This window comes from Algoriphagus yeomjeoni (assembly GCF_049821175.1).
Taxonomy (GTDB): Bacteria; Bacteroidota; Bacteroidia; order Cytophagales; family Cyclobacteriaceae; genus Algoriphagus; species Algoriphagus yeomjeoni_A.
This window is the reverse complement of the sequence record NZ_CP187512.1, coordinates 3,776,562-3,797,675: the sequence shown is the minus strand read 5'-3', so window position 1 is coordinate 3,797,675 and position 21,114 is coordinate 3,776,562. Positions and strand designations below refer to the sequence as shown.

Annotated in this window: 14 protein-coding genes; 7 read left to right on the top strand and 7 right to left on the bottom strand. The window is 42.2% G+C overall.

Going from position 1 to position 21,114, the window contains the following annotated elements:
• Positions 1-45 precede the first annotated feature (45 nt).
• Both ACPUEN_RS15325 and ACPUEN_RS15320 read right to left on the bottom strand, forming a co-directional pair.
• Positions 46-1,434: a sulfatase family protein gene (locus ACPUEN_RS15325; protein WP_425636774.1), complete on the bottom strand. Its 1,389-nt coding sequence runs from the start codon at positions 1,432-1,434 to the stop codon at positions 46-48.
• A 21-nt stretch (positions 1,435-1,455) separates the two neighbouring features.
• On the bottom strand, positions 1,456-3,504 hold the full coding sequence (locus ACPUEN_RS15320; RefSeq protein WP_425636773.1) for an alpha-L-fucosidase: 2,049 nt from the start codon (positions 3,502-3,504) through the stop codon (positions 1,456-1,458).
• Between the two features lie 133 nt (positions 3,505-3,637).
• Between ACPUEN_RS15320 and ACPUEN_RS15315 the strand changes: the two genes are divergently transcribed.
• Positions 3,638-5,878: a TonB-dependent receptor family protein gene (locus ACPUEN_RS15315; protein WP_425636771.1), complete on the top strand. Its 2,241-nt coding sequence runs from the start codon at positions 3,638-3,640 to the stop codon at positions 5,876-5,878.
• Between the two features lie 276 nt (positions 5,879-6,154).
• Complete coding sequence (locus ACPUEN_RS15310) at positions 6,155-6,337, top strand: hypothetical protein (protein ID WP_425636770.1); 183 nt, start codon at positions 6,155-6,157, stop codon at positions 6,335-6,337.
• Positions 6,338-6,633: 296 nt separating this feature from the next.
• Here the strand turns inward: ACPUEN_RS15310 and ACPUEN_RS15305 are convergent, their stop codons facing one another.
• Positions 6,634-8,538: an ABC-F family ATP-binding cassette domain-containing protein gene (locus ACPUEN_RS15305; RefSeq protein WP_425636769.1), complete on the bottom strand. Its 1,905-nt coding sequence runs from the start codon at positions 8,536-8,538 to the stop codon at positions 6,634-6,636.
• 290 nt (positions 8,539-8,828) lie between these two features.
• On the opposite strand from ACPUEN_RS15305, the gene ACPUEN_RS15300 reads away from it, so the two are divergent.
• The 4 genes from ACPUEN_RS15300 (at position 8,829) to ACPUEN_RS15285 (ending at position 13,736) form a co-directional block, all read left to right on the top strand.
• Positions 8,829-9,311, top strand: coding sequence for a peptide deformylase (locus ACPUEN_RS15300; RefSeq protein WP_425636767.1), 483 nt, complete (start codon positions 8,829-8,831; stop codon positions 9,309-9,311).
• A gap of 67 nt (positions 9,312-9,378) precedes the next feature.
• Entirely contained in the window at positions 9,379-10,446 is a 1,068-nt protein-coding gene (gene rlmN, locus ACPUEN_RS15295) for a 23S rRNA (adenine(2503)-C(2))-methyltransferase RlmN (RefSeq protein WP_425636765.1), read from the top strand.
• Between the two features lie 74 nt (positions 10,447-10,520).
• Positions 10,521-13,199, top strand: coding sequence for a TonB-dependent receptor plug domain-containing protein (locus ACPUEN_RS15290; RefSeq protein WP_425636764.1), 2,679 nt, complete (start codon positions 10,521-10,523; stop codon positions 13,197-13,199).
• A 60-nt stretch (positions 13,200-13,259) separates the two neighbouring features.
• On the top strand, positions 13,260-13,736 hold the full coding sequence (locus ACPUEN_RS15285; RefSeq protein ID WP_425636763.1) for a hypothetical protein: 477 nt from the start codon (positions 13,260-13,262) through the stop codon (positions 13,734-13,736).
• Between the two features lie 87 nt (positions 13,737-13,823).
• On the opposite strand, the gene ACPUEN_RS15280 is transcribed toward ACPUEN_RS15285, so the two are convergent.
• From ACPUEN_RS15280 to ACPUEN_RS15265, 4 genes are read right to left on the bottom strand one after another with little or no spacing between them, the layout of a single operon-like run.
• Positions 13,824-14,765, bottom strand: a complete 942-nt coding sequence (locus ACPUEN_RS15280) for a rhomboid family intramembrane serine protease (RefSeq protein ID WP_425636762.1) — start codon at positions 14,763-14,765, stop codon at positions 13,824-13,826.
• Positions 14,766-14,767: 2 nt separating this feature from the next.
• Entirely contained in the window at positions 14,768-15,559 is a 792-nt protein-coding gene (locus tag ACPUEN_RS15275; protein ID WP_111609720.1) for a rhomboid family intramembrane serine protease, read from the bottom strand.
• Position 15,560: 1 nt separating this feature from the next.
• Positions 15,561-17,408, bottom strand: a complete 1,848-nt coding sequence (gene mutL / locus ACPUEN_RS15270) for a DNA mismatch repair endonuclease MutL (RefSeq protein ID WP_425636761.1) — start codon at positions 17,406-17,408, stop codon at positions 15,561-15,563.
• Positions 17,401-17,814 (bottom strand): hypothetical protein, encoded by a 414-nt coding sequence (locus ACPUEN_RS15265; protein WP_425636760.1) that lies wholly within the window; start codon positions 17,812-17,814, stop codon positions 17,401-17,403. Before ACPUEN_RS15265 ends, mutL begins: the two co-directional genes overlap by 8 nt.
• Positions 17,815-18,088: 274 nt before the next feature.
• On the opposite strand from ACPUEN_RS15265, the gene ACPUEN_RS15260 reads away from it, so the two are divergent.
• Positions 18,089-21,049, top strand: a complete 2,961-nt coding sequence (locus ACPUEN_RS15260; protein WP_425636759.1) for a glycoside hydrolase family 3 N-terminal domain-containing protein — start codon at positions 18,089-18,091, stop codon at positions 21,047-21,049.
• The last annotated feature ends 65 nt before the right edge of the window (positions 21,050-21,114 follow it).

Sequence of the window (21,114 nt, the reverse complement as noted above, 5' to 3'; positions counted from 1 at the left end):
TAAACTTAGCTCTCAAAATAAACAAATCAATTATCAATTTCCATCTTATTTTGATCTGGCGTCCAAAACTCCTTTTAACCAAGCCTCATGAAGACCTAATAATTCAGCAGTAACCTCAGGATATTCCAATTTTAGATTTTTGGATTCAGTGCTGTCTTGAGCTAGGTTTACCAGATAGAGTTTATCATCTTCTGTGAAACTTAGTTTTTTGGCAGGATCGAAGGGGTTACCGAGTAATTTCCATGGCCCTTTTCTGACTGCCCAAGAATTTGTGGTTACCTCTGGGTTTCCAGTGGCCCAATGCATTACATCATGTCCAGAAGCAGCGTTGTCATAGATTACATTTCTCAGGCTTATTCCATCCATTTCAGCAGGATTTGGGATTTCTACATTAGCTAGGTCGGCAAGAGTTGGAAACCAATCTACACTTCCCGCCCACTGATTTCTCACTTCTCCTGTGGGAATGTAACCGCCTGGCCAGGAGATAATAGCGGGTACCCGAATACCTCCTTCTAGCATGCTGAACTTTGCTCCATTAAATGGTCCGGCATTTCCTCCACCAAAGTAGGCACGCTCTTCCGTACTGTGTCCATGATCTGACTGGAAAACTATAATAGTATTTTCCAGTTGGCCAGTTTGCTCCAAATGGTCGAGTATATTCCCAACAAGCTCATCCAACGTAGAAATAAACGCAGCATATTCCTTTCGGGGACTCGGCAAATCCTTGTAATGTTCCAACCAACTTGGCCTTCCCTGATAAGGATAATGCGGCATATTAATCGCCCAGTAAATAAAAAATGGATCTTCAGATGGCTGTGTGAATTGCTTCACCTCATCAACCATCAAGTCGCCAAAGAATTCGCCGGGACGATAGATTTCTTGATCATTTTGGTATAAATCATGAAGATTTGGCCCGCTCCAAAAGAAATAATGTGAGTAATTATCGATGCAGCCTCTTTGATGGCCAAAGAAATAATCGAATCCCTGGCCGTTTGGAAGCTTTTCTGGAGTGTGTCCCAAATGCCACTTTCCGATAGATGCCGTCCTATATCCAGCTGGCTTAAAAAGCTCAGCCATCGTGATCTGCTCAGTTGGCATTCCTGATTTGCCTTCAGGGTCATGATCTGGAATATCAACATTTCCATAGAGCCCAGCATTATAATTATATCTACCAGTCAAAAGGCCCGCTCGCGAAGGCGAACACACTGGAGCCACTGCGTAGAATTGTGTGAATCTTACACCAGAAGCTGCCAATCGATCAAGATTTGGAGTAGATAAATCACTTGACCCGTAACTATTCAAGTCCAGTGTTCCCTGATCGTCCGAGAGAATTACAATGACATTTGGTTTAGATTGGGCAGTCACTTTTTCCTCATTGGTACAGGAAGCTAGAAGAAATGCACCGCCTAGAATTAGGGCTAATTGGGTTTTCATGGTATCCTTCAAGTAAGATTTTTATTTGGTCAAAACACCTACTTCTGCAAAAGTCGCAGGGTTTCCATCTGCCGTTTTACTTGCTTTCAGGCGTATGAATCGTACATTGACCGCATCAAATCGGATAATTTGCTCGATTGGACTATTCACAATATTGGAGAATTCGCCAGCAGCTACCTTCTGCCAAGAACTACCATTTTCACTCACCTCGAAGGTAAAATTAGTAATGAAACCACTTGGATACCTTGCCTGCATTGGCAGATAAGTGAAGCCTTTCAAGGATACCGATTCACCTAAGTCCACCGTAAGATTATTATTCTCACTTGTGAAATAGGATCCAGCATTATAGTCAATTGCTTTTTCGGAATTCTCGGCAGAGCCAACCCATTTTGCTTTGGCCAAATCAACCTCAACCCGAAGTGGTTCACTTTTCTTTCCAGAGGCTGGATTTACAGAAATTGCTTGCAAAGTGCTTGCTTTATGGATTTGGAAAGGCGCTGAATATTGTTGACTAGCTGTGCTCGGCTCAGATCCATCTAGTGTATAATAGACTTCCAACCCTTCATCAGGAGCGCTTAGGGTTACTTCTCCAGAGATAGCTCTGGAATAACTTGGAGGAAGCAGTAGCTTGGGAGCATTGTAAATTCCTATTTCTGAAATAACAGGAATGTCTTTTCCATCAGTGAACCTTACTCGAACTTTAGTCGCGGTGACATCAGTGAATCGAAGAATTCTTTTGTATCCTACTGTGGTTCCTTCAGCTATTTTCTCCCAATTTCCACCAGCTTCTTTCTCCAATACAAATGACTTTATCCGCTGCCCAAGAAGCGTATATTCCTGGATTAACAGTCGATTGAAAGTAGTTTCTGTACCGAAATCAAAGGTGATCTCTCCTGACTTTCCACCATCTGGAGTTGTCCAATAGGTTTCGTAATCTCCATCTTGTACATTTTCAGCCCCATATCCACTACCACGTTCCTCATTAGCACTTACACTAGCATTTGCCACTAGATTCACAGCAAAATCATTCTTTACTTTTTCCCCAAACTTCAAAATCGCCTCAACATCATTTTCGTGAATCAGGCCACGTGTATCCACAGGAAAATTGATCAGAAGAGAGGCATTTCTACCAATGCTTTTGTAGTAAATCTCCAATAATTCCGGAAGTGTCTTGACTTTATGGTCTTCATATTTGTGATAGTACCAGCCTGGACGGATAGAAACATCCGCTTCTGCCGGAACCCAATGCGTACCGTTTTCTTGACCAGTCGCATATTTTTGTGGGTAATCTGGCATACCTGCATAGACAGAATCACGCATCAAATTTGACCAGGTAGATTCGTAGGCAAAACCGTGTTCATTGCCCACCCAACGAACATCTGGCCCGCCATCGCTGAACATCATCGCACCAGGTTGCAACTCACGCACCAAATTATAGGTATTTGGCCAGTCGTAGTAAGTAAGTTTATCCACTTTTCTCACTTCATTCGCTCCTCCATAATAACCGTCTCCGCCATTTGCGCCATCAAACCAAACCTCGAAAATATCTCCATAATTGCTTAGCAACTCAGTCAGCTGGTTACGCATGTAGGTGATGTACTCCGGCTTGCCATAGTCAGGGTGATTTCTATCCCAAGGCGAATAGTAAATCCCGAACTTCAACCCGTATTCCTTACATGCTTCAGCCAATTCTTTGATCAAATCCCCCTTCCCGTCTTTCCAAGGGCTGTTTTTCACAGAATGCTCGGTATAGGCCGACGGCCAAAGTACAAATCCATCGTGATGTTTTGCTGTAATGATCAAGCCTTTCATTCCAGCTTCGGCAGCTACCTGAGCCCACTGTCTAGGCTGAAGATCTGTTGGGTTGAACATCTCTGGTTTTTCATCGCCAAATCCCCATTCCCTATCTGAGAAGGTATTCATATTGAAGTGTACAAAACCATAATATTCCAATTCCTGCCAAGCTATCTGCTTTGCGTCGGGAATGGGAAGTACGGGAGTGGGTGGAGCTACTTTTTCTTGACAGAAAGTAAGAATCAGCAAAACTGCTATCCAAAGTGAGTTTTTCATAGGAAGTAAATTACGCAAGAAAATTAGGGCTTTTGCCTCAATTTTGAAAGAAGTATCTAATCTAAGAACTTTAGAAATTACATTTGGTGGATTCACCATGATATCTTCGGACGAAAGGCTTTAATTTGCGTTTATGAATAGAATTTTTACGATAATATTTCTGTTGATTTCCACCTTAAGTCAGGCACAAATCCAGATAAAAGTCATAGACGAGAAAACACAGGTTCCGCTGGAAAATGTTCGCGTTCAACCCGAGAAAGGCAAAGCCCAAATCACCAACAGCTCTGGAATTTTAGCTTTTTCAGTTAGCGAAAATCAGAATTTCACATTCTTCAAATCAGGCTATGAAGTTATCACCGCAACATTTGGAGCCGGTGAGCATACCGTGGAATTAATCGAAAAATCATTGAACCTATCCGAAATCACCGTTTCGGCATTCGAATCAGAAAGGCCACTTTTGGAGCAGTCTGCTTCGATTGTGGTAGTATCAGAGCAAGATTTCAATCGCTTCAACGAAACCTCAATCGTCAATTCATTCAATACTAAACCGGGAGTTCGAATCGAAGAGCGTGCTCCGGCGAGTTATAGAATTTCTATCCGTGGGAGTTCGATACGGGCACCTTTTGGAGTGAGAAATGTGAAAGTATATTGGAACGAAGTGCCCTTCACCTCCCCTGACGGCACCACTGCGTTGAATTTGCTGGATCTATCCAATATCCGAAATGCCGAAGTAATCAAGGGCCCATCGGGAAGTATCTATGGTGCTGGAAATGGAGGTGTGGTAAACCTTTACAGCCCCGCAAATCCAATCGGAGGAAGAGTTTCAGCAGACTTTATGGTTGGTGATTTTGGTATGACCCGCTATCGATTGGGTATTTCTCAGCAAGTTGGAAATGGTGGATTTGAAGCTTCTTATGTAAGCCAAAAATCAGATGGCTACCGTGAGCAGTCTGCCTTGGATCGACAAGTATTTCAATTGGGAGGGTTTTTCTCTGTTTCGGATAAGCAGGAAATACGAACTCAGTTGTTGATCTCTGACTTGAATTATGGAATCCCTGGAGGACTAAATGCTGATCAATTGGCCGCTGATCCCACGCAAGCTAGACCTGGTTCGGTAGCCCAAAACAGTTCTATTTCCCAGCAATCGGTGTTTGCTTCCATCGGACAGTTGTATAAATTTTCTCCAAAGATTAAGAACTCAACAACCTTCTATTTGAATACGAATGACTTTGAAAATCCTTTCATTTTGGATTACAAAAAGGAACTCGGTTTTGGTTTTGGCGGAAGAACAAAATTCACTTATGATGGAAAATTAGCAGGAAAAGAGCTGAGAATCATTGCGGGTGGAGAATATCAAACCAGTTTGACGGATGCACAGAATTTCGGGAATGTGAATGGCGTAGCCGATACAGTCAGATTTGCAGATAAGCTTAGAGCAACTCAAGGGTTTTTATTTCAACAGGCAGAATGGAATCTCACTGAAAGTTTATTGCTGACTTTTGCATTAAGTGAAAATTTCAGCAACCTCGAGATTGATAGACAAATCGACGCTTCTGGTGGAGATTTAGGTTTGCAAAGCAGAAAATTCGATCCGATTGTGGTTCCAAGATTTGCGCTAAATTATAAGTTGAGTGAATTTTCCGGAGTATATGGAAGTATCAGCAGCGGTTTTTCCCCTCCAACCATTGACGAAGTAAGGACAAATGAAGGAAGTTTGAATCTTGACTTAGAAGCTGAAAAAGGAATTAATTATGAAGTTGGCTATAGACTCGGCAAAGGAAAGCTGAACCTGGATCTGACTGCTTTTTACTTTAAACTTGATCAGACGATCACAACTTACACCAATCCCCAAGGAGTGGTACTTTTCAGAAATGCAGGTTCCACAGATCAAAAAGGGATAGAAGCAGCGATAGACTATGCTTTGATCCGAAATCAAACAGCTTTTGTGAGAGACCTAAAAATCGGAACAGCATTCACAGGGAATTATTTCACCTTCACTGATTACCAGAAAGGAGATAACGATTACTCAGGAAATGACCTAACTGGCGTTTCTCCAAACACCCTGGTTTCTCGCTTGGATCTCCGCACTGCTCTAGGATTTTATCTGAACTTCACACATCAATTTGTAGATGAAATACCGCTTAACGACGCGAACACAGTTTATCAGGATGCCTATAATTTAGTAAACACAAGATTCGGCTGGGCTAGAAGTATTGCAGGAAAATGGGAATTGGAGGCTTTTGCCGGTGTGGACAATTTGTTGAATGAAAGCTATTCCTTGGGCAATGATTTAAATCCTTTTGGAGGAAGATACTATCAACCTGCACCGACTAGGAATTGGTATGGAGGGGTGAAAGTGGGGTTTTTGTATTGAGTTTTAGACGCTAGTAGCTAGACGTAAGATTTTAGATTTCTACGTCATTGCGAGGAAGCGGAAGGGTCCTCGACTCCGCTCGGACTGACACAGCCCACTGCTCCCAATGGCGCAAGTCTTCAGACCTGCCCGACGTCAGGCGGGTTTGTGCCTACTTTACTGCAGTCTTCAGACTGCAATTCACATGTTTGCTTGAGATTTAGCAGTCTGAAGACTGCATTTTTATAAGTCCAAGGCTGCATGCTGCAGGCAGGTCAGGAGACTTGAATTAAACCTTTGATTTCCGAACCCTTGCCAAAGGCAAGGCCAGTAAAAGCCCAGAATGCAATTCTGGGTATAGAAACCATGCGATCCAATTACAGAGTGCCAAAGGCACGATCAGTATCAAACACGATTAGATTGGCAGTAAATGAGCCTTCACAGAAAATCAACTATGATTTGAAAAAGGTTTGGGATTGAATCAGTTCGCTAGCTAGTAATTACCGATCGTGCCGTTGGCACTCGCATGATCTTTCTAGATGACCTTACCCCGAATTTCGCTGCGCTGCATTCGGGGCTATTACCGGTTTTTCCATTGGCAAAAAGAGATGAATTTAGCGCAAGTCTCATGACTTGTGCCGACCTCCCTGCAGTCTGAAGACTGCATTACCATAAGTCCAAGCCCGCTTAGGGTCGGACAGGTATGAAGACTTGAGCTAAACAAAGATTGCTTCGTCGCTCGTGCCTCGCTTCTCGCAATGACGCATTAAACGCCTCTACTCTATCCCCTCCAATTCACTCAATTCCAACCAGGTCAATTCCAATTCTTCCAGCTCAGAATCGATTTCCAGCATACGAGACGAGATTTTCATCAGCTCTTCGTGATTAGCATTTCCACCACTGATTTTCTCGGTGAGTTCGGCTTTCTCTTTTTCTAACTTTGCCATTGAAGCGTTCACTTCCTTAAACTCATTCTTCTGCTTAAAGCTGGCTTTTACTTTCGCCGGAGGGGTATTAGTAATCACAACTTTCTCCGATTTAGGAGACTCGATACTTCGGTCTTCCGTCTTCGGGCTTCGGTCTTTTTGCTCTTTTTCTGTCTCTCTAAACTCAGAATAATTCCCAGGGAAATCAGAAATCTCTCCTTCTCCTTCGAAAACAAATAGGTGCTCAACCAAGCGATCCATGAAATATCTATCGTGGGAAACGATGATCAAACAGCCTGGGAAAGTATCCAAAAATTCCTCCAGCGTATTCAAGGTCATCAAATCCAGATCATTGGTAGGCTCATCAAGAATCAGGAAATTAGGATTCTTGATCAAGACCATGAGTAGCTGAAGTCTTCTTCGCTCACCACCGCTTAGCTTAGCGACTGGCGTGTGTTGCTGCTTTGGAGGAAAACCAAACTGCGTCAAAAACTGAGAAACCGTGATCTCGGCACCACCAGCAATCGTCACCACTTCAGCAACTTCCTTTACAATATCTAACAGACGCTTTTCCTCATCAAAACTACTTTCTTCCTGCTTGTAATACCCAAAAGCTGTGGTTTGTCCGATGGAAACTTTTCCTGAATCTGGGGCCATTTGACCAGTGATCATATTCAGGAAAGTGGTCTTGCCAGCACCATTTGGCCCTACAATTCCAACCCTGTCTTTCTTCTTAAAAGTATAAGAGAAGTCATTGACGACGGTTTTGTCACCAAATGCTTTGTTTATTTTTTCGATCTCGATGATCTTATTCCCCAATCGCTGAGTAGTCACAGTCAATTGGATGTCTCGCTCCTCACGCTTCTGCGATGCTTTTTCCTTCGTTTCTTCGAAAGCATCCACACGGTATTTTGCCTTAGTACTTCTAGCCTTTGGCTGGCGACGAATCCAATCCAATTCTTTTTTGTAGAGGCTTTTAGCTTTTTCGAGTTCTATATCCTCGATCTCCATACGCTCTTCCTTTTTATCCAAGAAGTAGCCGTAGTTTCCTTGGTAACGATGAATTTTACCCTGATCAAGTTCCAAGATTTCATTGGTTACTTTTTCTAGAAAATACCTATCGTGAGTTACCATGAAAAGAGCAAGGTTGGCTTTTGCCAGATAGTCTTCCAGCCATTCGATGGTTTCCAGATCGAGGTGGTTAGTAGGCTCATCTAGTAAAAGCAAATCAGGTTTCTCAAGAATGGCTTTAGCCAAAGCAACTCGCTTACGCTGACCACCTGAAAGTGTACCAACAGGTAGATCAGTGTCATGAAGACCCAGTTTGCCTAGCACTTCTTTCACTTGGTATTCAAAATCCCAAGCCTGAAAAGCATCCATTTTCTCAAAAAGTACAGACATCTTATCCGAGTTGTCAACGCCTCGCTCGGCATCCAACATGGCTTTGTGATAGTCTTCGATTACTTTGAGAACTTCCGAATTACTTTGGTCAAAGATGGTCTGGTAAATACTCATGGTACCCTCAAAAACAGGGTTTTGATGCACATAAGCCACTTTTACCTGTTGGTTCGTTCCCACTTGACCTGTGTCAGGAATCTCCAAACCCATGATGATTTTCATCAGCGTGGATTTTCCCGCGCCATTGATGCCGACCAGGGCGATTTTTTGACCCTGAGAAATGCCAAAAGAAATATTGGAAAAAAGCTTGCGCTCACCGAACGCTTTACTGAGGTTTTCGACCGAAAGGTAATTCATGCCGCAAAAGTAGGGAAAAGGCAGGCAAGAAACGCGTTTCTTTCAATCATGTTCTTTGGTGCTACCTGATTACTATACTTTTCTAGGAATTGAATCAGCTCAATTATTAAGAAATACGGCTCAAAACATTAGGAAATTGAGCCGTATTTAGTGGGTTGCGGGGTATTTTTGAGCCGTATTTTTCTGTTCAGAAGTTTGTTAGACAGGAAATAACCTTCTCAAATGCAGTAAAAGTAAAATGAGCATTGGTGTGAATTATTAAGTTTAATTAGAAAAGCTATTTTCACCTCATGAAAACTATTGATGACATCCTTAAACTCGGGGACCCAAGACTTTACGAAGTTTGTGAGCCGATTTTGGAATCTGAACTGGACCAAGTATCGGATTGGGTTCAGGAATTACATGAAGCCATGGAAGATATTCGTTTGGTGTACGGTTTTGGGAGAGGAATTGCTGCTCCACAGCTAGGGATCATGAAGCGGATGTTTTACCTGAATCTTGATCGTCCCTATGTCATTCTTAATCCTGAGCTGAAAAACCAAAGTGAGGAAATGTTTGAGTTGTGGGATGATTGCATGAGTTTTCCGAATCTGTTAGTCAACGTAAAAAGGCATCAATCGTTAACCTTGGCTTACAGAGATGAGAATTGGAAGCAGCAGGAGTGGGAAGTTTCAGGCGCAATTTCTGAATTGATTCAGCATGAATTCGATCACCTAAATGGAATACTTTGTACCATGCGTGCTATAGATCAGAAAAGCTTTAAGTGGAAATAATCCCGACTACTATCTTGATACTAGACTCTAGCTTCTTGATACTCTTAAAAGTCTTACCTTTGTCCCCATGGAAGCAATTCAGAAAAAAGACATCCGTAAGCTATCTCTGGCGCAGTTGGAAGAATTCTTTTTGGCGCAGGGAGATAAGAAATTCCGAGCCAAGCAGGTTTATGAGTGGCTGTGGAACAAGTCTCTGAAGAACTTTGATGAGATGAGCAATATCTCACTCAGCACACGCGAGATGCTAAAAACTCATTTTGAGATCAATCACATTCTCGTGGATCTGATGCAGCACTCTTCCGATGGTACCATCAAGAATGCTGTAAAGCTTTATGACAATAAGATTGTGGAGTCTGTTTTGATTCCCACGACTAAACGGATTACGGCTTGTGTTTCTTCCCAGGTTGGTTGTAGTCTGGATTGTAATTTTTGCGCAACGGCCCGCTTGAAACGCATGAGAAATCTAAACCCAGACGAGATCTACGACCAAGTGGTAGCCATCAAAGATGAAGCGGAAAAATACTTCGACCGTCCGCTGACCAATATTGTCTTCATGGGAATGGGTGAACCGCTGCTGAACTATGCCAATGTGCTGGAAGCAATCGATAAAATCACCTCTCCCGAAGGACTGGGCATGGCACCCCGAAGAATCACCGTTTCCACCGTGGGCGTCACCAAAATGATTCGCAAGCTGGCCGATGATGAAGTTAGATTCAACCTTGCCGTATCGCTTCACTCTGCCATCAACGAAACCCGCTCGCGTCTGATGCCAATCAATGACAGCAATCCTGTGGAGGAATTGGGAGAATCGCTGAAATATTGGTATGAAAAGACCAAACGTAAAGTCACTTATGAATATGTAATCTGGGAAGGAATCAATGACGATGAGCGACATGCTCGAGCCTTGGCAAAATTCTGTAAGATAATTCCTTCCAAAGTCAATCTAATCCAGTACAATCCTATAGACGAGGGGGAATTCCGACAGGCTAAACAAGAAGCCGTGGATATGTATGTACGAATCCTTGAATCTCAAGGAATTATCGCAAAAGTCAGAAAATCCCGTGGTCAGGACATAGACGCTGCCTGTGGACAGTTGGCGAATAAAAATGAGGTAGGAGAGCTTAATACTAATTAACAATTTTTTACTTGTTAATTAATCATTCTTTAGTTTTATTAAGGCTTTCTTTTGACTAAGCCAACTCTCATTATATGAAAATTCATATTGTCGTCCTGACTCTACTTCTTAGTTTTTCCTTTTTGAAACCAGTAGTTGCTCAAGATGAAATAATCCCTAAAATCCAGACTTTTTTTGATACCTATCAGAAAGAATTCCCCATAGAAAAGGCCTATTTACACTTAGATAAGAGCACATATACCCTGGGTGAAGACCTGTGGTTCAGTGCATATCTTACGGCTGGGAGCGCTCAAGTTCCTTCCCCGCTCAGTTCTACCTTGTATGTGGACCTATTTGATGGAGAGGGATTGCTGTTAGAGCAAAAAGTCTTGAGGCTGGAGAAAGGAAGAGGAAGTGGGGATTTTGTATTGCCTGCCTTTGGCAAAGCTGGAATATATCAGATCAAGGCATATACAGCTTGGATGCGTAATTTTGGAGAAGAGTACTTTTCCACTTCCGTAGTGAACGTCATAGACGGTGCAGGAGGCTCATTTCTTCCGAAAATCGCTTACGAAAGTATAAGTACTTCAGACGGAAAAGTAACCTATAAAGCAAATCTAGCTGCGGTAGATAGCAAGGGAAACCCGCTGAGTAGTAAGACAATTGATGTAAAAGCATTAGCTGAAGGCGAAGAAGTATACTCTCAGGAGGTAATTTTAAATGCTGATGGGGAAGTTAATTTTACGTTTAGCATACCCGAAAAGGCGAACTTGTCCCAGCATGTGGAGTTGACCTATCTGGAAAATGAGAATTATGCTGTCACCCAAAAATTAAGGTTGCCCTATAGTTTGACCTTGGCAGACATTCAGTTTTTGCCGGAGGGAGGACACGCTGTTATTGACATGAAGTCAAACTTTGCCTTCCGGGCGCTCTATCCAGATGGTCTTCCAGCAGCTATTAGTGGGAGTATCGTTGGTGGTGAGGTTAACTTTGAAAGTAACTTTGCAGGCTTAGGCAAATTTGAATTTACTCCTGCGGGCACTAGTCATCAGGCAAAAATCCTTGAAAAGACAACCGGTCAGGAAGTCTTGGTAAATCTTCCTGAAATTGATGAATCCGGCTTAGTCATGCAGGTGATCAATAATCCTGCAGTAGCTTACTTGACCGTGTTTATTCAAGGTGAACTTGACATAAAAGATCTCTTATTGGTATCCCAAACCAGAGGCATTATTAATTACATGATAAAAGGGGTTTTAGCAAATGGCACTTGGGGGGTCAGAATTCCCAAGGAAAATCTCATATCCGGCATCAATGAAATCACTGTGCTAAGTGCTGATGGAACTCCGCTACTTCAGCGATTGCTTTTCTTCCAACAGGATGATCTGATCGATATTGAATTGTCACAATCCGGAAATATTGCGAAGCGAGAAAAAATCAACCTTGGACTTGGTGCTTCTTTTTCAGGAGAAGCTAGTACCGGAAGCTTTTCGGTAGCCGTTTTAGATGCAGATCAGGTGGATCCATTTAGGGATATGGGAAGCAATATTCTCTCAACTTTATTACTTTCTTCAGACCTGCAAGGAGGTATTTATCAAGCTGGTCGGTACTTTGATGATAGTAGTCCAGAAAACCAGGAATCCTTGGATTTGGTAATGCTTACACATGGCTGGAGACGGTTTAGTTGGGAAGATGTGATGACTTCTACCTTTCCAAAAATCGAGAATTTCATAGAACAAGGATTGAATGTGGAAGGCCAAGTCTCTGATACAGAAGATACCAAAAAAGGCTTATCCGGAGGTAAGGTGACGGCATTAGTCGGTGAAGGAATTGAAATAGTAAGATCGGAATTTGGTCCAAACGGCCGGTTTATCCTTAAGGATTTGAATTACCTGGATTCTGCCACAATTACCATTACTGCTGAAGACAATAGGCTTAAGAATTTCGTGGATATAGAATTAGAACTACCTGAGCCTGTCTTCTTTACTATACCGGGCAAATATTCCGATCGTCCACTTTGGTCTGAGGAGCTTGCCGCCACTTATGAGTCTAGATTTAGGATGAATCAAATGATCAACGGTCAGGATGAAATAGTGGATATAGAAGGAGTGACGGTAGAATCGACGACTTTACAGAAAGAGGAGGATGAAATTCAAAAAATTTATGGTTCAGGCGATGTAACGCTTGTCCCAGAAAAAATTCCAGGAGCTGTTGCATTTACAAACGTATTCCAGTTGATACAAGGCAGGGTTGCTGGTGTTCAGGTGTTTGTCTCTGGTTTGGATGTGAATGTACTTATCAGAGGAGTGGGTTCGGTTACTTCTGGTACACAGCCGCTCTATCTTTTGGACAATATGCCTGTGGACGCAGGCACACTGATGCAAGTGAATCCAAGCATGGTCAAAAGTGTGGATGTATTCAAAGACCCTGCAAAAGCTGCTATTTTCGGAGCCCAAGGAGCGAATGGCGTAATCGCAGTTTATACCAAGACCGGTGGAGAGATATTTACAAATGAAAAAGGAAGTCTGGTAACCCGATTTGGTGGATATGCTGTTCCGAGAGAGTTTTACCTGCCAAAGTATGATACCAAAACAGTGGAAAATGCTTTGGTAGATGAAAGAGCCACAGTGTATTGGAATCCATTGGTAACTCTGGATGAAAAAGGTGAAACAAACCTGGAGTTTTTTAACACGGATTTGGCTAAAAGGCTGGTAATAGTAATCGAGGGAATGGATGAGTCAGGGAGATTGGGTAGATTAGTCAGAGTTTTGGAATAAGAGATTGCTTTATCTCCTAATCCCAGCTAATTTCTAATCTTTATGTCAACCTGAATTGTTATGAAAAAGACTTTACTGATTTTTTGCGCCAGCTTGATGCTCCCTTTTGTAGCTTTTGCCCAAACCCAGGAACAAGGAAATGCTAGGTTTCATGGCTTTGGCACCTACGGCTTACGCTTTCAAAACTTCGGTGCTGGTGCAGGAATTGAATACTTCTTTGTAAACAAATTCGCCCTCATGCCAAGTTACACCTTTGTTTTTCCACCTGTTGGGTCAGAAAGTAATTTCAGTGCAGACCTTCGTTATTATGTCTCTGATGGACCTTCCCAACTCTATTTTATGGCTGGATACAGTCAAACTTGGGTAGATACACAACCCAACAGTGCTGGGACAAAACGAAATTCCAAAGGAGCAAATATGGGAGTGGGAGCTTATGTTCGTCTGACGGATTTTATAGGTCTTAGTACAGAGTTCCGATTCCAAAGTCCTTATCCCCGAGAAGTTGGGTTTAGAGTTGGGCTAGCGCTTCCATTGTAGATGATAGTAGCAAGTATCAAGACGTAAGACATAAGAATCTAGACTCAAGAAATCTAATGTCTAACTACTTGATACTAGATACTTATTTTACTTTTTCGAAAACTCAAACAGCTTTCGCTTTTCTTCCTTATTCAAAGCTTCGTAGCCTCGATCAGCGATTTTGTCCAGAATCTTATCTATTTCTTCCTGAGTAGCTTCATCAGAACTAATTTGAGATGGCGTGGATTTAGGCGCTTTCTTGAAAGATGAGAAATTTCCTCCTGTGGAGGTTTTGGCTTTGCTACGATAAGAGACTTTTACATTGCTTTTTCTTCCGGAGAAAAGATCCTCAAAGAATATCCCAACTTTCTGTACCGGAACTCCCCAATCTATTCCTTTGCGCAGCTGAACGATGTATAGGTAGCCAAGCAATGCACCGCCCAGATGAGCTAATTCTCCTCCAGCATTTGCGCCAGCAGAATTAGCAAATGATAAAATCACGTAGAATATCGCGATGTATTTGATCTTCACAGGACCGAGCAAAAGAAGAAAAAATGTGGTATTTGGTGAAAGCGTAGCAGCTCCTACCACAATAGCAAAGACACCAGCACTGGCACCAAGCATCAAAGAACTATCAACAGACTGACTAAAATAAGGAGCTAAATTATATATAAGCACATAAAATATTGCTCCAGTCAAACCTCCAAGAATGTAGAGATTGGCAAGTTTCCGGCTTCCGAGAAACTGATGGATCAACTGACCAAACCAATACAGAAAAAGCATGTTGAAGAGAATGTGGAATATCCCTTCGTGCAAAAACATATACGTGAAAATACTCCAGGGCTGAGTAGCTAATCTTGGCAGTGAAGCAGGCATCATCAGGTAGGAAAGCGCCGTAGAATACAATTCTCCCAGTCCACCAATCGTCATAAACACCCGAAATATCAACACCACGAAAAACACCAGGATATTGATGGCAATTAGCTTGAAAAGGCTGTTGTCGCTGTGCTTAAATGCGTTCCGAAGATTGTCCCAAAAGTTACCGTACATAATTAATAAAAACTGTTTCTGTCTTTTTTCCAGAAGTAAACCAAAACACCGCCAATCACCAGTCCGCTGAGGTGGGCAAAGTGTGCTACATTATCCAGCGGATTATTTACAAATACGTTATATATGGTATAAAGGCTATAGAAAAGCACCATATATTTTGCCTTGATAGGAATCGGCGGGAAAAGTAAAAATAGCTGAGTATTGGGGAAAAGCATCGCAAATGCTATCAAAACTCCGAAAAGGGCACCTGAAGCACCGACCATTGGGACATTTCCCTGAATCTCAAGAATCGCGTCCAACGTTTGCTTTGCCTGACTGATTTTATTTGGATCATCAGGATTACGGCTGTAATCATCCACAAAATCGAATACTGAGCGCTGGAAAAAACCTCGGTTTTCCAAAACAAGCTTATTGAATGAATCCGGATCAGGGTTATTTTGGAACATAGCCACTTTTGCTTCCAAATTATTCATTCTATAGGCTGTATATCCTGAGTATAGAACCCCTGAACCAACACCACAAACCATCCATAAAATCAACAGTTTCTTTGGTCCTAAAAACTGCTCAAGCAAGGGCCCAAAAATCAGCAACCCAAACATATTGCCGAACAAATGCCAGAAATCTGCATGCATAAACATGTACGTCAGAAACTGAAATGGCTGGAAATATGGGCTATGTATGTAGTAAAGTGCAAACCAATCATTCAGCTGTGGAAAGATAAACCGCGATACGATAAGCAGCACCACGTTGATAAGAAGTAGGTTTTTGACTACAGGTGTAATATTTCTAAACATGCTATTTGCCGAAGAAGGAATGAATACTGCTTAAATCTAATTTCACAAAGGTTTTGTTCCCACCCAGTCCATAATTTGGGTTTTGGCAGGCAAAAAGCTGCCCAACGAGCGTTTCCATCTCTTGTGAATTCAGTTTTTGTCCTTTTTTCAAAGACGATTTTCGCGCCAAAGAACGCGCAAGATTTTCTCTGGTATCGAGCGAAAGCTCACTTTTAAAATGCTTGTATTGCTCTAGAAGCCCTTCGAAAAGCTCCTTTTCATTTTTGACTTGAATATCTGCCGGGACACCTTGAATGAGGACAGTATCCTTGCCAAACTCCGATACCATAAAACCGAGGCTGTGAAGCTCCGGCATGATATCCATCACCAAAGCATAATTTGAAGGCCCGAGGTTGACAGTCGGAGGGAAAAGACATTGCTGTGATGTGCCCTGAGCCAGTTTGAGCTGGCCCAAATAGCGCTCATATAAAATCCGCTCATGAGCAGTCTGCTGATCAATAATCAAGAAGCCGGTTGACATCTGGGCAACTATATAACTTAGCTCTACCTGAAAAGTGGTTCCGGTGGACTCGGTATTAGTCGGTCTTGGAATAAATTCAGTGGCTTCGTCAGGCTTTGCCTTGCTTTCAAAAGTTAATACTTCTCTTTCTTCAGACGGAGCAGATCTGTCTATAGCCCTGGTTTCTTGTTGAGTTCCTTCAAACAGTCTTTCCCAACCCGAGGTGCTGGCCTGCTTAAACTCAGGAGTATTGAAGGATTTGTAACTGTATTCCCGGTCTACTTGAGCCTTTTTCTCTGGATCTTTGTCCCACTTTTCATTGAAATTCACATCCAAACTAAAGTCAAGCGACGGAACCACGTGATGAGCACCTAAGGCTTGCTTTACCGCAGACCGGATCACCGCATAGATGGTGCGCTCATCATCAAACTTGATCTCAGTTTTGGTAGGATGAACATTTATATCAATGTGCGAAGGATCTATTTCCAGAAAAAGCACATAAAAGGGGTGCTGATCAGACTGCAATAGTCCTTCAAAAGCTGAGCTTACTGCGTGATTCAAGTAGCTGCTTTTGATAAATCGGTTGTTTACAAAGAAAAACTGCTCACCCCGGGTTTTCTTCGCATTTTCGGGCTTGCCTATGTAGCCTTTCACATTCACATGCGGAGTCAGTTCCTCGCAAGGAACCAGCTGTCCTTGATAGTTTTTACCAAAAAGTCCAACTATTCTATGACTGAGTTTCCCAGGAGTAAGGCTGTATACTTCGAGGTCTTGCTGAAAAAGTGAAAAGCCAATTTCATTATAAGAAAGCGCTACCCGCTGAAATTCGTCCACGATGTGACGCATTTCTACGGGATTTGATTTCAGGAAATTTCTACGGGCAGGGACGTTGTAAAACAGATTTTTCATGGATACTGATGTCCCCACATTCCCTGCAAATGGCTCCTGTTTTTTTACTTCAGAGCCTTCGATTTGTATCAGAGTCCCAAGTTCGGATTCCGCTTGGCGGGTTTTCAACTCCACCTGAGCTACTGCAGCGATAGACGCCAACGCTTCTCCGCGAAATCCAAATGTCCGGATAGAAAAAAGATCATTCGAACTACGGATTTTAGAGGTGGCATGACGCTCAAAACTCATTCTCGCATCAGTAGCAGACATCCCTTTTCCGTTGTCAATTACTTGGATTAGCTGTTTTCCAGACTCTTTTACTACCACTTGTACTTGGGTAGCGCCTGCGTCTACTGCATTCTCCAGAAGTTCTTTCAGTGCAGATGCCGGTCTTTGAACTACTTCTCCAGCAGCGATTTGATTGGCTATCGCATCGGGAAGGAGTTGTATGACATCACTCATATTTCTTCTTGGGTTTTAGCCTGAAGAAAAAATAGATAGCAGCTACAAGAACCACCACATAAGCCATATATTCAAATATGACTGGGCCTAAATAAACGTAGCCAAAAATTGATCCGAGAAGTAAAAGAAAAATAAAGGTCCGGATCATGGCCGTTGAGGCAAACATATTTACTCCGTCTCGCTCTTTTATTCCTTTATGCTGAGCGAAAGAGCCACGAATACCTGCGCCATATGAACCAATGTCCCTAGAAGTCACATCTCCCTTATCCAACAAGCCCTGAGCTTCCAGATCTCTTTTGATTAAGGAGGTCCTTTGCTCAATTTCCTCTCGCACAGGATCGTAATATCTGGGTTTGATATCAAATCTCATTGGAGCGGCTGTTCGAAATACAGATGGAAATTTCATTGGGTTGTGAATTTTAATGTATGACTTACGTTAGGTAAAAGTACATTCGATAAATAAGTTCCTGCAGATTGACCAGATATCAAATTTATGCCGTTTTTAACCTCATTTAGGACGAAAACTTACCTTATCTTTCAGTATCTTCAACTATATAAGTTCCAAACTCCGTAAATAGAGTAGCCACGGAACTTGGCTGGTTTGCAAAAGCCAAAAGGAAATCGAATCAATCGATGTACAAATTTATTTTAAAAGTTAAGGATTAAAAATTTACCCTGGAATGAGCAGCAAGCTTTGGAGAGTTTTAGCAATTGGGATTATTGGACTTACATTTTCCTCTGGAAAACTCGACGAATCATTATTAGTAGAGGATCCACTGATTTCACTTGATCCAATTTCCCAACTTACTTGGGTCGATTCTGTGTTTAATAGTTTGACCGTTGAAGAGCGTCTAGGGCAGCTTTTTATGGTTGCAGCTTATTCGAATAAAGACCAGGATCACGTAAATGAAATCAGTGAACTTATAAAATCTGAAAACCTTGGTGGACTGATTTTTTTTCAGGGAGGTCCAGATCGGCAGGCACGCTTAACCAATTTTTATCAGGCTCAAGCCAAAACTCCTCTATTTATTGCAATGGATGCTGAATGGGGTATCAGCATGCGTCTGGATTCTGTACCTGACTTTCCGAAGGCGATGACTCTGGGAGCAGTGCAAGATGAAAAGTTGGTTTATGATATGGGCAAAGAAATGGCTCGACAGTTCAAGGAGCTGGGAATGCATATCAATTTTGCCCCTGTGGTAGATGTGAATTCAAACCCAAATAATCCTGTCATCGGATATCGCGCATTTGGAGGAGAAAAAGAGGTGGTTGCGCAGCATGCTGTTTCCTACATGAGAGGGCTTCAGGACAATGGAGTGATTGCCAATGCCAAGCATTTCCCGGGTCATGGTGACACAGAGGCGGATAGTCATTATTCTTTGCCAGTAATCAAGAATCCAGAGCATCAGATCTGGGATGTGGACTTGTATCCATATCAAGAGCTTTTCAAAGAAAATTTGATGTCTGTTATGGTTGCTCATTTGAACGTCCCAAGTTTGGATGATGAGGGCAACATCGCAACCAGTCTTTCTAAAAAAGTAGTGACAGACCTACTCCAAAACAGGATGAATTTCCAGGGATTGATTTTTACAGACGCACTCAACATGAAAGGAGTGGCCGTAGCAAATGCCCCAGGAGAAGTAGATTTGAAGGCTTTATTGGCAGGAAATGATGTTTTGCTTTATTCTCAAGATGTGCCAAAAGCTAAAATGCTAATCAAAGAAGCAATTGCTGATGGAAGAATTTCTGAAAACGAAATAGATAGAAGAGTTAAGAAAATATTAAAAGCAAAGTATTGGGCTGGTTTAAACAATTATAAACCGATCAATACATTTGGCTTAGTAGATCGGCTGGATACACCAGAAACTGATGTCATCATAGAGAACCTTTATGCCGATGCATTTACAGTTGCAACGAATAAGGACGACTTAATTCCTTTCAAAAATTTGGATTTGAAATCATTTGCAAGCTTGAGCATAGGCGACGAGGGGAAAGAATTTCAAAAATACCTAAGCAAATACACCAAGTTCGAACATTTCAGTATTGAAAAAGCTGCCAACGAAACTACCCATAACAATACCTTGAAACAGTTGGAAGATTATGATGTCGTTGTGGTAGGTTTGATGGGAGTGACGAATAGTCCAAGACGCAAGTTTGGTGTGGCTCCGGCTGATGTGCAGCTGATCAAAGATTTATCAAAAAGACAAAAAGTGGTGACTGTCCTTTTCGGGAATGCTTATGCCTCTGAGCAACTGCAGGGTCTAGGAAATGTAGTTTTTGCCTACGAAAATAATGAAATCACTCAAAAGCTAGCTCCGCAGATTTTATTTGGCGCAAGAGCAGCCAAGGGAATTCTACCTGTGACAGTAAACCCTCAATTTGCACAAGGTGTCGGAGGATATTTGGCACCAAGTAATCGTTTATCCTATGGAACTCCTGAGAGTGTAGGTCTGGATGGAAAAATATTAGAAAAAATAGACGCCGTTGCCGAAAAAGCAATTCGAATTCAAGCAACTCCTGGGGCAAGCGTATTGGTTGTGAAAGATGGAAAAGTAGTTTTTGAAAAAGCTTATGGCAAATTAGAATATAAGTCTAGCCCAGCAGTAAACACTGAAACTGTATATGATCTGGCCTCCATCACAAAAGTTCTAGCGACGACGCAAGCTGTTATGTTTTTGGAAAGTCGGGGTGAGCTTGATATGAGCAATAGCTTGCAAGATTATTTGCCAGAACTCAAAGGAACCAACAAAGGAAAAATGATTCTGAGCGATGTAATGGCCCATGAAGCAGGATTGGTCGCATTTATTCCCTATTATGCCCGCACAGTGGAGGCTGGGCAATGGCGTGGAGATTATTATAAGCCTGCATCTTCTCCAGGATTTACAAGACCTGTTTCCAACGACATGTATGGAATGGATGCGCTCCGAGACAGTATTTGGCATTGGACTATATCATCCAAAATCACACCTATACCGAGAGGAGCTAGCAAGCACAAATATGTGTATTCTGACCTCACGATGTACTTGATGCAGGCGGTGGTAGAACGAGTAGTAAACCAGCCTTTGGAATCTTTTATGGATCAAAACTTCTATGCTCCCTTGGGACTAAGCACGATGACTTTCAATCCTGCTATGAAGATGCCAATAGACAATATTGCTCCCACTGAGAATGATATTACTTTTAGAAAAAGACAAATCCAAGGGTATGTTCATGATCCAGGAGCGGCGATGTTTGGGGGTGTGGCAGGTCATGCTGGTCTTTTTGGCAAAGCCAATGATCTGGCAGTCATGATGCAAATGATGCTCAATGGTGGCAGCTATGGAAATTTAGATCTCATCAGCGAAGAGACAATCAAGAAGTTTACTAAAAATCAATCACGTCAAAGCCGAAGAGGGTGGGGCTGGGACAAGCCGAACACCGCATCAGGAAGTGGAGGATCAGCAGGGGATTTAGCCCCCAAATCTACCTTTGGACATACTGGCTTCACCGGTACTTGTGTCTGGGCTGATCCAGAGAATAATTTAATTTATGTCTTCCTATCCAATAGAGTCTATCCTGACGCCAATAATACAAAGCTACTCCGCGAAAATATCAGAACTGATATTCATGATATTATCTACGAAGCGATGGGGAAGAATTAGTACCCTTTGCTTATTCTTTTAGATGTAAGAAACCTTATTTTCTTTGCCAATCTGGTTGGAAGACG

Coding starts and splice junctions, on each gene's coding strand:
- ACPUEN_RS15265 (WP_425636760.1), bottom strand. CDS start 17,814: ATGAAATTTCCATCTGTATTTCGAACAGCCGCTCCAATGAGATTTGAT.
- mutL (WP_425636761.1), bottom strand. CDS start 17,408: ATGAGTGATGTCATACAACTCCTTCCCGATGCGATAGCCAATCAAATC.
- ACPUEN_RS15315 (WP_425636771.1), top strand. CDS start 3,638: ATGAATAGAATTTTTACGATAATATTTCTGTTGATTTCCACCTTAAGT.
- ACPUEN_RS15325 (WP_425636774.1), bottom strand. CDS start 1,434: ATGAAAACCCAATTAGCCCTAATTCTAGGCGGTGCATTTCTTCTAGCT.
- ACPUEN_RS15280 (WP_425636762.1), bottom strand. CDS start 14,765: ATGTACGGTAACTTTTGGGACAATCTTCGGAACGCATTTAAGCACAGC.
- ACPUEN_RS15285 (WP_425636763.1), top strand. CDS start 13,260: ATGAAAAAGACTTTACTGATTTTTTGCGCCAGCTTGATGCTCCCTTTT.
- ACPUEN_RS15300 (WP_425636767.1), top strand. CDS start 8,829: ATGAAAACTATTGATGACATCCTTAAACTCGGGGACCCAAGACTTTAC.
- ACPUEN_RS15305 (WP_425636769.1), bottom strand. CDS start 8,538: ATGAATTACCTTTCGGTCGAAAACCTCAGTAAAGCGTTCGGTGAGCGC.
- rlmN (WP_425636765.1), top strand. CDS start 9,379: ATGGAAGCAATTCAGAAAAAAGACATCCGTAAGCTATCTCTGGCGCAG.
- ACPUEN_RS15290 (WP_425636764.1), top strand. CDS start 10,521: ATGAAAATTCATATTGTCGTCCTGACTCTACTTCTTAGTTTTTCCTTT.
- ACPUEN_RS15275 (WP_111609720.1), bottom strand. CDS start 15,559: ATGTTTAGAAATATTACACCTGTAGTCAAAAACCTACTTCTTATCAAC.
- ACPUEN_RS15320 (WP_425636773.1), bottom strand. CDS start 3,504: ATGAAAAACTCACTTTGGATAGCAGTTTTGCTGATTCTTACTTTCTGT.
- ACPUEN_RS15260 (WP_425636759.1), top strand. CDS start 18,089: ATGAGCAGCAAGCTTTGGAGAGTTTTAGCAATTGGGATTATTGGACTT.